Source organism: Bacillus sp. D48C (assembly GCF_053345735.1).
Genome location: NZ_JBKFAQ010000001.1, coordinates 37956 through 52171, shown reverse-complemented (window position 1 = coordinate 52171; position 14216 = coordinate 37956). Strand labels below are relative to the sequence as shown.

At 34.1% G+C, this 14216-nt stretch carries 13 protein-coding genes; 7 read left to right on the top strand and 6 right to left on the bottom strand.

Annotated features, from left to right (window positions below):
* Positions 1-233 precede the first annotated feature (233 nt).
* Complete coding sequence (locus ACLBXA_RS00315) at positions 234-1106, top strand: AraC family transcriptional regulator (protein WP_000377725.1); 873 nt, start codon at positions 234-236, stop codon at positions 1104-1106.
* A gap of 65 nt (positions 1107-1171) precedes the next feature.
* On the opposite strand, the gene ACLBXA_RS00310 is transcribed toward ACLBXA_RS00315, so the two are convergent.
* The 5 genes from ACLBXA_RS00310 to ACLBXA_RS00290 all read right to left on the bottom strand — a co-directional run bounded on the left by ACLBXA_RS00310 (position 1172) and on the right by ACLBXA_RS00290 (position 5034).
* On the bottom strand, positions 1172-2746 hold the full coding sequence (locus ACLBXA_RS00310; protein ID WP_044783226.1) for a hypothetical protein: 1575 nt from the start codon (positions 2744-2746) through the stop codon (positions 1172-1174).
* Complete coding sequence (locus ACLBXA_RS00305) at positions 2736-3452, bottom strand: ABC transporter ATP-binding protein (RefSeq protein WP_000889752.1); 717 nt, start codon at positions 3450-3452, stop codon at positions 2736-2738. The genes ACLBXA_RS00310 and ACLBXA_RS00305 overlap by 11 nt, the downstream gene beginning before the upstream one ends.
* Before the next feature lie 145 nt (positions 3453-3597).
* Positions 3598-4233 carry an SdpI family protein gene (locus ACLBXA_RS00300; RefSeq protein WP_000716351.1) on the bottom strand — a complete coding sequence of 212 codons (636 nt, stop codon included), beginning with the start codon at positions 4231-4233 and terminating at the stop codon, positions 3598-3600.
* Positions 4230-4502: an autorepressor SdpR family transcription factor gene (locus ACLBXA_RS00295; RefSeq protein ID WP_001070526.1), complete on the bottom strand. Its 273-nt coding sequence runs from the start codon at positions 4500-4502 to the stop codon at positions 4230-4232. The genes ACLBXA_RS00300 and ACLBXA_RS00295 overlap by 4 nt, the downstream gene beginning before the upstream one ends.
* 118 nt (positions 4503-4620) lie before the next feature.
* Complete coding sequence (locus tag ACLBXA_RS00290; RefSeq protein WP_000157858.1) at positions 4621-5034, bottom strand: sigma factor; 414 nt, start codon at positions 5032-5034, stop codon at positions 4621-4623.
* A 261-nt stretch (positions 5035-5295) separates the two neighbouring features.
* Here ACLBXA_RS00290 and ACLBXA_RS00285 point away from each other — a divergent pair, with 261 nt between their 5' ends.
* From ACLBXA_RS00285 to ACLBXA_RS00260, 6 genes are all read left to right on the top strand, one after another.
* The gene (locus ACLBXA_RS00285) at positions 5296-5991 is read left to right on the top strand and encodes a response regulator transcription factor (RefSeq protein WP_000276738.1); all 696 of its coding nucleotides are present in this window, start codon (positions 5296-5298) and stop codon (positions 5989-5991) included.
* A gap of 2 nt (positions 5992-5993) precedes the next feature.
* Positions 5994-7016: a sensor histidine kinase gene (locus tag ACLBXA_RS00280; protein ID WP_000765341.1), complete on the top strand. Its 1023-nt coding sequence runs from the start codon at positions 5994-5996 to the stop codon at positions 7014-7016.
* Between the two features lie 94 nt (positions 7017-7110).
* Positions 7111-9090 carry an ABC transporter permease gene (locus ACLBXA_RS00275; protein ID WP_000145077.1) on the top strand — a complete coding sequence of 660 codons (1980 nt, stop codon included), beginning with the start codon at positions 7111-7113 and terminating at the stop codon, positions 9088-9090.
* A gap of 67 nt (positions 9091-9157) precedes the next feature.
* Positions 9158-11113: an FtsX-like permease family protein gene (locus ACLBXA_RS00270; RefSeq protein WP_000145001.1), complete on the top strand. Its 1956-nt coding sequence runs from the start codon at positions 9158-9160 to the stop codon at positions 11111-11113.
* A gap of 20 nt (positions 11114-11133) precedes the next feature.
* A complete protein-coding gene (locus tag ACLBXA_RS00265) occupies positions 11134-11886 on the top strand; it encodes an ABC transporter ATP-binding protein (RefSeq protein WP_000393250.1) in 753 nt (250 codons plus the stop codon).
* Complete coding sequence (locus tag ACLBXA_RS00260; protein ID WP_000144936.1) at positions 11883-13856, top strand: FtsX-like permease family protein; 1974 nt, start codon at positions 11883-11885, stop codon at positions 13854-13856. Before ACLBXA_RS00265 ends, ACLBXA_RS00260 begins: the two co-directional genes overlap by 4 nt.
* Positions 13857-13906: 50 nt before the next feature.
* Here the strand turns inward: ACLBXA_RS00260 and ACLBXA_RS00255 are convergent, their stop codons facing one another.
* Entirely contained in the window at positions 13907-14098 is a 192-nt protein-coding gene (locus tag ACLBXA_RS00255) for a YjcZ family sporulation protein (RefSeq protein ID WP_001290406.1), read from the bottom strand.
* Positions 14099-14216 lie beyond the last annotated feature (118 nt).

Here is a 14216-nt window from a genome sequence, read left to right as displayed (position 1 = left end):
TCTTACACAAACATGACAGTTATGTAAGGCACATAAGTAAAGACATCAAAAAGTTAACATAATGAATTAAAGTACTTTGCTACTATAACATTGGGATATCATACCATCCATTCATTCTCCTTACAGGAACATTACAATTTTGTAAGGTAAAAAATGCACCTACAAAGTTGTGCACGAAATGTCGGATGGGGTTATTTCGTTCCTGTTATTCTATGTACAGAGGAGGTCATAATATGGATTCACTTAAAAATATGAATAATGCAATGCACTATATTGAAGGTAACCTTACGAATGAAATTGATTTTAAAGAAGTTGCGAGGCTAGCTCTCTGTTCTGAGTATCACTTTAAAAGAATGTTTTCGTTTTTAGCAGGCATATCACTATCTGATTATATTCGCTGTAGACGTCTTACTCTCGCTGCCTTTGAACTAAAAAACAGCAATGTAAAAGTCATTGATGTCGCTATAAAATATGGCTACAACTCACCAGATTCATTCGCTCGTGCATTTCAAAACTTGCACGGTATAACACCTTCAGAGGCCCGAAATAGTAGCCATTCTTTGAAGGCTTATTCACCAATGACCTTCCAGTTATCCATTCAAGGAGGAAATGAAATGAATTATCGAATTGAAGAAAAAGAGCCATTTCGAATTATAGGTATTACAAAACGAGTATCAATCGTTTTCAATGGTGTAAATGAAGAAATCGCTTCTATGTGGAAAAGTTTAAACCCAGACTCCATTCAAACATTAAAGTCACTTTCAAACATTGAACCTACTGGAATTATTAGTGCCTCTACTAATTTTTCTGAAGGGAGAATGGAGGAAAAAGGAGAACTTGATCACTATATTGGAGTAGCCACAACGAAAGATTGTCCAGAGCAATTCGCGCAACTTGAAGTCGCAGCTTCAACATGGGCTATATTTGAAGCTGTCGGTCCATTTCCTGATGCATTACAAAATGTGTGGGGACGTATTTATTCTGAATGGTTCCCTTCTTCGAACTATGAACTAGCGGAAGGACCAGAGATATTGTGGAATGAAAGTAAAGACGTATCCTCTCCGAATTTCAGAAGTGAAATATGGGTACCTGTTTTAAAAAAGTAATATAAGAATCTAACCTTTCCAAAATAAAGAAGCTACTCTTCCTTTTTAAAGGAAAAGCAGCTCCTTTATTTTATACTTCTTCTCGACTCGTTCTTATACAAGAAAATAGTAATAATCGTAAGCACTATAATAACTGCAAAAGTAAATACTCTGTAGTTCGAGATAGTAGCAGTACCAATTAACAAGGCAGGTATAACCGCCACAATTAAGCCGCCAAACATACCAACAAACGATCCTATACTTTGTTTTACTACTTGAGTTTCTGATATCCAATCATAATAACCAAATCGATTATTAATGAAAATCCCCCATACTGCTGAAAATAATGAATATATTATCGGTGTTATGACGATGAAAAGAGAACTCCAAACATCTAGCTTTAACCCGATTATTAGTAATACAGCACTAATAAGTGATGCAGGTATACTCAATGAAAGATTCATAAGAATTTTACTATCATAAATCACCTTTGGCGCTATAGGCAATGATTTAATAATCCATACATTTTTTCCTTCTAAAGACAATGACACACATGTTGTACATGTCATCGAAATCGCTGCTGCAATAGCAAATGGGGCAATTTTTTGCAACAGGGGCTCAATTCCAGGATACGCTATTAATTGGCTTGGTCCTACTACAACTATAGCTAGCGAGAAAGCTAGCGCCATCACGACTCCCATTCCACTATTTATAACATACACTGTAGAAGAGAAGAAACGTGTCAGCTCTTTTTTATACAATGCGACCAATACACTCTCTTTTTTCATGCTATTAATCTCATAATTTGAAAGCATATGATAAGTGGTGATCCCTGTGTTTATTTGCTTATATTTTAACGAAAGTATTTTTATAAAAAGATAATACCAAATCACTGATATCCCCACAAATAAGATGAAAGCTACCATATCAGCATTAACAATTGCTTTTTGAAACATGTTAGCTAATGGATACACTTTAGTTAATTGCTTCGAAACAATTGCACCAATTCCGTTCATATCATTAAGGCTATATTGAGCATTTCCGTTTTTTAGCATAAAGGAACCGAATGTAATAATTACTATAAAACTTAAAATCGTAGTTATTTTATTCGTATTTTTAAATTTAGAAGCGATTGCCGTAATCGAAGCTCCAAAGATTGCTGCGATTGTTGTTGGGATTAAAGATGCGATAAACATACTGATGAACCACATAAAGTAAAAAGAAACTGATGGATTTTCATGTATACAATACACAACTCCCATTGGTAGCATGATTATGATTGAAAAGATTGTATTCAGCAGGTATAAATACAAAAATCTACTTGCAATAACAGTACTTACGCGAATCGGCAATGACATTAAAAAGTCGTAATCCTTAAAAGCAAAAATTTCTCCATTTGCCTTAAATATAGTGAAAAACAACGTTAATATACTGCTAATAACTAGTGCATAGACGGGAATAATTTCACTCATTCCTAGTTTTACCAACCCATATGCCGAAGCTCCGCAATATAACATTAACATGACACCAACTAGAGCAATAGATGCTGTCAGCAAAATCTTATTCTGCTTCTTTTTCTTATCTTTTTCGTATTTAAAGGTGTTTAAACCGAGCTGCGTTATCAACCGAATTTTCAAAAGACCTAAACTATTAGTATTCATTAGCAAGCTCCTTCATAAAGAGCTCTTCCAATGAGCCTTCCTTAATTAAAGAATTTACTTCTCCTGAAAGTGCTAATTTCCCTCTATTAATCATCGCTACTTTATTACATAACTTCTCAGCTACATCTAAAACGTGCGTAGAAAAGAAAATCGCACTTCCTTTTTCACAAAGCTCTTTCATAATACCTTTCAATACTACGGCTGCCTTTGGATCAAGACCAACGAAAGGTTCATCTAAAACTAATAATTTTGGTTTATGTAAAACCGCCGATATAATCGCTACTTTTTGTTTCATACCGTGTGAATAAGAAGATATTAAGTCCCCTAAGTACGGTGTAATCTCAAAAGCATCCCCATACTTCTGTATCTGTTCTTCCCGATCCCTCGCAGGCACTTTAAACACATCCGCAACAAAGTTCAAATATTGAATTCCTGTTAATTGCTCATATAAATCTGGATTATCAGGAATATACGCCATTACTCTCTTACATGCAATCGGATCCTTTTTTACTGAATGTCCATCAATAAAAATTTCACCCTCTTCAAAATCTATAACTCCTACTAACGACTTAATTGTTGTACTTTTCCCCGCACCGTTATGTCCAATAAATCCAAAGATATCCCCTGCTTTAACAGCAATATTCAAATGATCAACTGCTTTCTTACCGTCTTTATATGTCTTGCTAAAATTTATAATTTCTAACATGTAAATCCCCCCCAAATCACCTTTTCGATTGAATTTTCAGACCTTAAAACGAAAAATTTACTCAGTGAGCTTTTCATTATTCCCACTGAGTATTAAAATCCCTTAACACATAGAAACTATAAATATAAAATTTGACTAATATAACTCACATTTGTATTTCTTTTTTATACAAAACGTAAGAATATAAATTCGTTATAATGACAGCAACTACTATAATCCCAAGCATTATATAAGTTCTCCAATCAGCCGGAGCGAAAACACTTATAATCATAATAACTCCTAACGCCACAAATACTTTTCCGCTAAACCGATGTGTTTTCCGCCATACTTCTTCATTACTTAACGTCCATGGATTACGCATCCCGACAAAAAAGTTTGGCTTACACTGTGGTAAATAATTACCCATTACTAAAAATAAAACACCAACTAATAATTCAGGCACCCGATTAATGAATAAGTTATATCCTAATCCACTTGTAATAATATCTATATTTCCTACAAATAGTAGCAATAGTACCCCATTATTCATCATCATAAAGGCTTTAGAAAATTTCTCGTAATTTGCTTTCCTTGGATCAATCTTTGGTATCACATTTAGAAATATATATAATGCAATCATAATTCCGACCATAGAAACCATTCCGTAAAATTTAGACGAATAGCCATCTACCTTACCGCCGCTCCAATGTGTCGCAATTGTATCCGGCAAATGCGGCCAAGCAAACGCCCAAGCTAAACAAGTTATAACGATTAATAAGATTGCAAAAAGATGTTTTTTCATTTCCCCTCTTCCCCCTTATTCGTAAATGTAAACACCCAAGTCAACAAATCTTGAAAGACCGTTGTGTTTAAAGAGTACACAACGAATTGCCCTTTCTTTTCATCTTGAATAAGTTCAGCATTTTTAAGTGCGTTTAAGTGGTGTGAAATACTTGGTTTTGTCATATTGAAATGTTCAGCGATCTCACCAGCGGTTAGATCGCCTTCTTTTAATAAATCTAAAATTTTTCGCCTTGTTGGATCTGCTAATGCTTTGAATGCTTGATTCAATGTCTTTCTTCCCCTCATTAATTAGACATTTAGATATTTATCTAAATGTTAAAATGATTTTAGTTAATTGTCAATCATCTATACGCCCCTTTTTATTTTGTACCCTACGCCAATTACTCTATATTGAATAAAATCTAAAGATTACGCAGGTTAAAAAGGAAAGCAGCTCTTCTGTTTCTTTTCTTAATAATACTTTTTCTGGAACTTCTACAACTGTCTCATCACTTAGTTGTTGTTTTTCAAATAAGCGCAGCCTCTTCCATATGTGTTTTCTCCATTGACTAATCTGTTTGTAAACAATTCCATTCAACCAAAATAGAAACGGTCTAGATTGATCATATGTTGAAATAGATTTCCAAAGTTGAAAGTAGATTTCATTTACGATTTCATTTGTATCATGCCGATTTTTAACTATAGCAAAGACGGTTTCATAGACTCTCTGACTCGTTAAGTTAAATATAAATTCAAAAGCCTCCTCGTCACCTTTTAGTAAACGCTCTATCCAAATATGTATATCTTCATTACTTGCCAAGTAGTGCCCCCTCCTTAACGATGTTCTCACTATATATTGGACGGTAAGCAAAATAAAGTTCCAAATTTCATAAAAAATATAATACTTTTTATTCATTCATATATTTAAAAGGAAAATATATTGAATTATTCCTATAATACTTTTTACTTTTCTAACTTTTAACCTATACTGTTTACTAGCTTATCTTTCAACATAATGAAAAGACTTGAAACACATGATACACTATAGCTACAATTGTTTTTTTTGAGGAGGAATATACATATGTATAAAATTTTAATCGTTGAAGACGATCCAAATATTTCATCATTACTGCAATCTCACATTCAGAAGTACGGTTATGAGGCTGTTGTAGCGGAGAATTTCGATGATATTATGGAATCGTTTAACGCTGTGAAACCACATCTTGTTTTACTTGATGTAAACTTACCGAAATTCGATGGTTTCTACTGGTGCCGTCAAATTCGTCATGAATCTACTTGTCCAATTATTTTCATTTCAGCGCGTGCTGGTGAGATGGAACAAATTATGGCGATTGAAAGCGGTGCGGATGATTACATTACAAAACCGTTCCACTACGACGTTGTAATGGCGAAAATCAAAGGACAATTACGCCGTATTTACGGTGATTATGCACCAAATATTTCTGAACGTATCGTTGAAGTAGAAGGGTTAAAACTATTTCCAGAACGTCCAGAAATTCATTTTGGATCTGAACAAGTTCTTTTAACGAAGAAAGAAGCTATTTTAGCAGAAATGTTATTATCAAAATTCCCTCGTACAGCGAGCCGTGAAGATTTATTAGCTGCGCTTTGGGATGATGAAAGTTTCGTTGAGGAAAATACATTGAACGTAAACATTACGCGTCTTCGTAAAAAGTTTAATGAGCTTGGTATTGAGAACTCTATTGAAACAGTACGTGGACTTGGATATCGCTTTAACGCAACTTGGAGTGAATAAGCATGAAGCTATTTTTACGTGATCATTTTGCATTTTTCCTACTGTACGTATTAAACTTCGGTATCATCTTCGTTCTTTATGATGCAGTAGATGGATTTCAAAACAATAAATTTTACTTCGTTGTTTTAAGTTTATACTTATTTATTTGTTTCCTCGCTTATCGTTACGTTCGCAATCGTAGAATGTACCATAGATTAAGTGAGCAACCAGAAAAAATGGAAGATGCGTTTATTGAAAGAGCGACTGCTCCGATGCCTCACGGTGTCAATGAACTCGTGCGTACGCAGTACCGCCTCTTCCAAAAAGAACTACAATCGTATGAAGTAAAACAACAAGAACATCAATTATTTATTAACCATTGGGTACATCAAATGAAGACACCTGTTTCTGTTATGCAGCTTATGGTGCTAGAAATGGAAGACGAGCATTTAATTCCAAAGTTTAAAAAAGAATTAGAGCGTCTAAACCAAGGGCTTGATATGGCTTTATACATGGCTAGGTTAAATAACTTCCATGAAGATTTCCATGTCGAGACGATTTCATTAAAAGATACGGTAACAAAAAATATTAACGGATTAAAAGAACTATTCATTCGTAATGGTGTCTTCCCTGTTTTAGAAGTCCATTCTGATTTAAAAGTTGCTTCTGATGCGAAATGGCTAAAATTTATCATCTATCAGTTAATGACAAATGCTGTTCGTTACTCTGGTGAACGCGGAAAGAAAGTTTTCTTATCTGCTTATCGAAACGGAAAAGATATTATTTTAGAAGTTCGTGATGAAGGTGTTGGTATTCCGCAAGAAGATATTCGAAGAGTATTTGAACCGTTTTACACTGGGAAAAACGGTCGCGCATTCGGAGAATCTACTGGTATGGGACTTTATATTGTAAGTAAAATTTGTGATTATTTAGGTCACTCTGTCAAACTAGATTCTGAAGTTGGTAAAGGAACGACGATTAAAATCATCTTCCACAACGCTGCAAATAATCAAGCAGAACATACGGAGAAGGTGACCGAAGCATGATCGTAACATATGCAAGCAAAATGTATGAGAACTCAATCTCATACATTTTTTGCAATACAACTACTTCTATATCTTCTAGCCGGAGGTATAATCTATGACATTTTGGCAATTTGCATTTAAAAATGTAACGCGTAATTCAAGAGCTTATTTTGCTTACTTTGTAAGTAGTTCCTTTTCCATTGCTGTGTTCTTTTCATTTGCTGTTTATTTGTTTCATCCGAAATTACAAAATTTTAGCATGACCTCTGAAATTTCAGGATTAATGATATTTTCAGAAGTAGTAATTGTATTTTTCTCTTTCTTCTTTTTACTATATTCCATTGGTACTTTTTTAAAAGTTAGAAAAAAACAATTTGGTGTTTTGACCATTTTAGGGATATCGAGAAAACAATTACATCGTCTTGTTTTTATGGAGAATATGTTAATCGGGATTTTATCTATCTTTTTCGGCATGCAGTTTGGAGTTGTTTTTTCTCAATTTTTCTTATTAGTAACATCCAAACTTACGCATGTTCCAGGAATATATTTATACGGTCCTACTAACGCGTTTATTTTAACAACCATTGTTTTCCTTAGTCTTTTTATCATTGTATCTGCATTCACACCAATGCTTATTCGTACAAAAAAAGCGGTACACCTTTTAAAAACAAATGGTGGAAAACAAAAAGAAAGAAAACCCTCCATACTTGTTTCATTATTTGGTGCGATTTGTTTATTTGGTGGTTATGCGTTAGCTGGAAATCCTAAATATTTCGTATCAGTAAGCCCGCAAATCGGTGTTATATATATGGTTTCAAGTATTTTCGTTATCCCAATGCTTGTTACAATCGGAACATATTTCTTCTTTTCACAAATTAGTTTCTTACTGATTTATATTTTAAAGAAAAGAAGGAAGTTTTATATGAAACGGATTAATATGCTTTGGATTTCGGATTTAGCGAGCCGTATTCGAACGAATATTAATATGCTTTTTATTGTAGCGATGCTATCTACGATCGCTTTCACAATGATTACGTTTCTATATGGATTCGGGAAATTTATTAAGCTAGAAGTTAATAGAACTTCTCCTTTTCCAATTTCTTATTTTTCTTATGATGCGAACCCTTTTGTTACAGAGCATTTAAATTGGCTTGAGCAACAATTACAAAAAGAGCATTTCCCTTATCAAAAAATAGAAGCTGATATATATGAAACACCACTAAAAGAAGATAAAGATATAGCCATTTATAATGACGTATACGCAATTAAGCAAAGTGACTATAACAAACTTGCAGATTCTTTACGAATGAAACAACTATTTATGGATGATAACGAAGCATATGTGCTAACAGGGACATCTTATATCACCATATTCAACGAATTTGAGCAAAGCTACAAAAGAGATTACATTACACTCTCTAGTACAAATACGAAATTACGAGTGAAAGGCTATGAGCATGTAAACGCAATCCCATCTGACTTTTCATATCAAACGATAGTGTTGCCTGATATTATCGTAAATAACTTACCTAACACCGTAAAACATATATCAGCATACAATTACAAAATTCAAAACTGGGAACAGACATATGAAATTGCTGATAATTTTATAGAAAAGGTGCAAAAAGATCGAAATAAATCCCAGTATGAAGGACCTCTTATTCGATCCTTTGAATCAGCAGGATCGTTATACAAAATAACATCTGGTAGTGCCGCATTCTTCTTAATCGGGACATTTTTAGGAGTTATCTTCTTCATTGGAGCTGGTAGCGTTCTTTACTTTAGAATGTATACGGATTTGACGAACGAACAAGAGAAATATATAACGATTTCTAAAATCGGTGTAACAGATACAGAGATGAAACGATCTGCAACCATTCAACTTAGTATTTTATTTTTCATTCCGTACATTATGGCATCCATTCATACAATGTTCGCAACAAAAATGCTACAAGATGTAATTGGTTTATCTCTGTTCAAAGAAGTTTCAGCCGTTCTTATTATTTTTGGATTCGTTGAAATCGTATTTTTCTTATTTATTCGTTCACTTTATATGCAAAAATTATCACAGTACACGAGTGGACAAAATATTTAAAACAAACTTGATGAAAAGAGTATTTCTTATGCTCTTCTCATCTTCACCCCATTAGGAGGCTAGGTGAATGACATTTTGGCAGTTTGCATTTAAAAACGTGACGCGGAACGCCAGAGCTTATTTCGCCTATTTTGTAAGCAGTGCGTTCTCCATCGCAATCTTTTTCTCATTTGCAGTTTATTTATTTCATCCTAAATTGCATATGACAGACGTGAATTATTCTCTGAACATATTAATGACAATTTCAGAAGTTGTCATTGTGTTCTTTTCATTTTTCTTTTTACTGTATTCAATCGGTACGTTTTTAAAAGTACGAAAAAAACAGTTCGGGATTTTAACAGTACTTGGCATATCTCAAAAACAATTAAAACGACTCATATTTATAGAAAATATGTTAATTGGTGCTCTTTCTATATTTTTTGGCATTCAACTTGGAGTCGTCTTTTCACAGTTCTTTTTATTAGTTACCGCCAAAATTACACACGTACCTGGTTTATATTTATATCCGCCTACAAGTGCTATCGTTTTAACTATCATCATCTTTCTTGGGCTCTTCATTCTCGTATCATCTTTTACACCCATGCTCATTCGTACGAGAAAAGCCGTACGTCTTTTAAAAGAAGGAACAAAACAAAAAGAAAGAAAAGCATCCGTTCTCATCTCTCTATTTGGTGCGATGTGTTTAATATGTGGATATGCGTTAGCCGCAAATCCGCTGTATTTTATGTCGCTAGGTGACATCATTGGGCTTTTATATGCCATCTCTAGTATATTTGTCATCCCATCGCTTATTGCAGCTGGAACATACTTTTTCTTTTCACAAATTAGTTTTTTACTTATTCGTATTTTAAAAATGCGAAGAACGTTTTATATGAAACGAATTAATATGCTTTGGATTTCTGATTTAGCATCACGCATTCGTACGAATATTAATATGCTCTTTATTGTGGCGATGCTATCGACGCTCGCTTTTACAATGATTACATTCTTATATGGATTCGGGAAATTTACAAAGTTTGATGCGATTAGACAAAACCCTTTCCCGTTTACTTATTTATCACATACTGAAAATACATTAGCTGATGAACATTTAAACTGGTTAGAGCAGAAATTTAATGAAGAGCACTTTACTTATACAAAATTTAAAACAGATATATATGAAGTATCTTCAGCTGAAGATAACACACAGCTCTATTACGCAATTAAACAAAGTGACTATAATGTACTTGCTAAGGCGTTAAATTGGGAAAAACTCACGGTGAATAAGAATGAATCTTATATCCTTATGAAAGACTTAGATGATCAAGTTATTGGAACACTTCACAATAAAGACAAGAAAAATACTCTTACACTTACTCAAAACAATTTACAACTACAAGTGAAAGAATATAAAAGTTATAACCCATTCCCAAACAGCTTAATATACCAAGTACTCATACTATCTGATGAAAATGTAGAAGCCTTATCCACCGTTTCCAAACAAATGAGTGTATATAACTTCAAGGTTACAGATTGGGAGAAAGCACATAATATCGGTTCAGCGTTTATAACAAAAATCGATAACGACAATGCAGCGATTCAAGCAGAGCATCCACCGTTCCATGCAAGTGAAGCGAGCGATTCTCTATATAAAACAAAACTAAATGTCGCTTCGTTCTTCTTAATTGGTACTTTCCTAGGGGTTATTTTCTTTATCGGTGCTGGCAGTGTTCTTTACTTCCGAATGTATACAGATTTAACAAATGAGCAAGAAAAATATATAACGATTACGAAAATTGGCTTAACTGAGACTGAAATGAAACGTTCAGCGACAATTCAGCTTGCGATTCTTTTCTTCGTGCCTTACATTATGTCATCGATCCATACGATGTTTGCGACAAAGATGCTACAAGAAATATTACATCTCTCGTTTTTCGCTGAGATTACAGTCGTACTTATGATTTTTGGAACGGTTGAAATTCTATTTTTCCTTTTAATTCGTTCCTTCTATATGCAAAAATTATCACAACACATTAAGTTTTAGAGAATAGAAAGGTGATTATTATGGAAGAAGTATTACACATAAAAAACGTCTCAAAAGTGTATGAGGGAAAAGTACCTCATACCGCTTTAAAAAATATAAATTTACACGTAGATAAAGGTGAATTTGTTGCTATCATGGGGCCATCTGGTAGCGGTAAATCTACGTTTTTAAACGTTATTTCTACAATTGATTCCCCTACTTCTGGTGATGTCGTTATTAATGGAAAAAAACCGCACACATTTCGTAGAGAGAAGTTAGCCATTTTCCGCCGCCAAGAGTTAGGATTTGTTTTCCAAAATTTTAATCTACTAGATACACTAACAATCGGTGAAAATATCGTACTACCTTTAACATTAGATAATGTTCCGTTAAAAGAAATGGATGAAAAGCTTGATAACATTTCAAAAAAGCTTGGAATTGATCATATTTTGGACAAACGTATTTTTGAAGTTTCTGGAGGACAAGCACAGCGTACCGCAGTAGCACGTGCTGTTATCCATCATCCCTCACTTCTACTTGCTGATGAACCAACAGGGAACTTAGATTCAAAAGCAGCAATTGACGTAATGGAGCTATTTACGAAATTAAATAAAGAAGAAGATGCAACGATTTTAATGGTTACGCACGATCCGTTTGCAGCAAGTTATTGTAACCGCGTCATTTTCATTAAAGATGGCGAGCTTTACAACGAACTACACCGCGGATTATATCGCGAGAAATTTTATCAAGAAATATTAGATGTTCTAGCGTTATTAGGAGGAAGACGTGGATGACATTTTGGCAATTCGCATTTAAAAATGTCTCGCGTAATTCGAAAGCATATTTCGCCTACTTTGTCAGTAGTGCCTTTTCTATCATGGTTTTCTTTTCATTTACTGTATACGCGTATCACCCGCGGTTACAGAGTGTACAAAACTTTCAAGAACGTGATCCTCTAATGAACTTAGCTAGTACAGCACAGCTTGTGATTGTTATGTTCTCGTTCTTCTTTCTCTTATATTCAATTGGAACATTTTTAAATGTACGGAAGCAGCAATTCGGGATACTCACAATTCTCGGTATCTCACAGCGACAATTAAAAAGACTGTTATTTACTGAAAATATGATAATCGGGATATTGTCTATCTTTATCGGCATTCAAGGTGGCCTTGTATTTTCTAACTTTTTCTTATTAGTCACTTCGAAATTAACAAGTGCTAAAGGTCTCTATTTATATTGGCCAACAGAAGCGATTATCGTGACAACCGTAACGTTTATCATTTTATTTTTAATCGTTTCTACGTTTACACCAATGTTTATTCGTACTCGAAAAACAGCCCACCTTATTAAAGGGAACAAGAAAATACCAGCTGAAAAAAGACCATCTATACTCATCTCTTTATTTGCTTTAATTTGTTTAGGGCTATGCTATTATATCGCTGGTTATCCGCGAGGCTACGTAACGGAAAAAAATGTGCAAAATGGATCTGTCTTTTTTATTATGTTATCTATTTTACCGCTCGTAGTAGTCGGGACATATTTATTCTTTTCACAAACATTTCTTCTTTTTATCTATATTTTAAAGAAGCGTAGAAAGTTTTATTTGAAACAAATAAATATGTTATGGATTTCGGACTTAGTTGCTCGTACCCGTAGTAATATTAACGTACTCTTTATCGTTTCTATGCTATCTGCACTTGCATTTACAATTATTATTGGGTTATTCGCCGCTAATAACAATACGAAGGCATCAGTACTAGAGCGATATCCCGTCCCCTTCACTTATACATCAGAAGGTGACAATTCCCTTGAACAAAAGCATATTTCTACAATTGAAACGGAGCTTACAACTAGTAATTTTCAGTACAAAAAATATAAGTTTACAGTATTAAAAGATACAGCTTCCAAAGAAGATATTATGCTTATGAAGATGAGTGATTATAACGCAATTGCTAAACAATTGAAAAGACCGGAAATAACAATCGATTCTACAGAAGTTTATATTATTTCTCGGCACTCACCAGAACTTCTCGATCTCGTATCTAATCCATTTGCAAAGCAAAATACGATTACACTCGGGTCTAATAAAAAAGAATTTCATATTAAAGGGTTTATTAACAAGGGAATCGAACCATCCTTTGCATTCCCACATTTAGCTGTCGTACAAGATTATGTATTTGATAATATGATTCCTCATATTGAGACAACCGTAATCTATAACTACTTCGTAGAAAACTGGGAAAATGCAATAGTTCCAACCAAAAATATGTTACGTGTTATTAGTGGTGATGCACGTGAGTTCTACAAAAAGCATACAGAAGAGAACGCTCAAGTTCCTTTCTTCATACATACGGCTACGGATGAACTCATTTACGGTAAAGGAAATGCAGTTGCTCAATTCTTTATTTGGGCATTTCTTGGTTTTATCTTCTTTATCGGTGCGGCTAGTGTCTTATATTTCCGTATGTATAATGACTTAACAACTGAAAGACAAAAGTATATTACGATTACAAAACTTGGCTTAACTGAATTAGAAATGTTTCGCTCTGCAACCATTCAATTAGGAATTTTATTTTTTGTTCCTTACATCGTTGCTGGTGTTCACACGTTATTTGCGGTTAAGTTTTTACAAAGCATGTTTTCTTTCTCCTTACTAAAAGAGACATGTATCGTACTCACCTTTTTCGGGATTATCGAGATCATTTTCTTCTTCTTAATCCGTTCTCTGTACATTAATAAATTATCACAGCATATAAAAATATGAATAAAATGGCCTTGTGCGTATTGCACAAGGCCATTTTCAATAGTTTTTAATTAGCAGCAATATCCACCATAGCCGCCAGCATAACCGCCGTAACCACCGTATCCACAAGAGCCGCCTCCGCCGAAGCAGCTAGCACCGATGATAATTAATAAAATAAACAATACGATTAGAAGCGCAAAACCGCCTCCGCAACCATTTCTGCGGTTACAATCATCATGTCTGTGTTCACACTTTTCGCTCATTACCCTATTCCTCCTTTAGTATCATTCATAACAAGTTCCTCTTGTTCTAAATGAGGGGATTCCATTTATATTATGTTTTCAGGGCGAATAGGAAGCTTGGCTTACCTAAAAACGGGCT

Excerpts from the sequence above, each read along its gene's own strand:
- ACLBXA_RS00315 (WP_000377725.1), top strand. The coding sequence starts at position 234 with ATGGATTCACTTAAAAATATGAATAATGCAATGCACTATATTGAAGGT.
- ACLBXA_RS00285 (WP_000276738.1), top strand. The coding sequence starts at position 5,296 with ATGTATAAAATTTTAATCGTTGAAGACGATCCAAATATTTCATCATTA.
- ACLBXA_RS00265 (WP_000393250.1), top strand. The coding sequence starts at position 11,134 with ATGGAAGAAGTATTACACATAAAAAACGTCTCAAAAGTGTATGAGGGA.
- ACLBXA_RS00280 (WP_000765341.1), top strand. The coding sequence starts at position 5,994 with ATGAAGCTATTTTTACGTGATCATTTTGCATTTTTCCTACTGTACGTA.
- ACLBXA_RS00270 (WP_000145001.1), top strand. The coding sequence starts at position 9,158 with ATGACATTTTGGCAGTTTGCATTTAAAAACGTGACGCGGAACGCCAGA.
- ACLBXA_RS00275 (WP_000145077.1), top strand. The coding sequence starts at position 7,111 with ATGACATTTTGGCAATTTGCATTTAAAAATGTAACGCGTAATTCAAGA.
- ACLBXA_RS00300 (WP_000716351.1), bottom strand. The coding sequence starts at position 4,233 with ATGAAAAAACATCTTTTTGCAATCTTATTAATCGTTATAACTTGTTTA.
- ACLBXA_RS00310 (WP_044783226.1), bottom strand. The coding sequence starts at position 2,746 with ATGAATACTAATAGTTTAGGTCTTTTGAAAATTCGGTTGATAACGCAG.
- ACLBXA_RS00305 (WP_000889752.1), bottom strand. The coding sequence starts at position 3,452 with ATGTTAGAAATTATAAATTTTAGCAAGACATATAAAGACGGTAAGAAA.
- ACLBXA_RS00260 (WP_000144936.1), top strand. The coding sequence starts at position 11,883 with ATGACATTTTGGCAATTCGCATTTAAAAATGTCTCGCGTAATTCGAAA.
- ACLBXA_RS00255 (WP_001290406.1), bottom strand. The coding sequence starts at position 14,098 with ATGAGCGAAAAGTGTGAACACAGACATGATGATTGTAACCGCAGAAAT.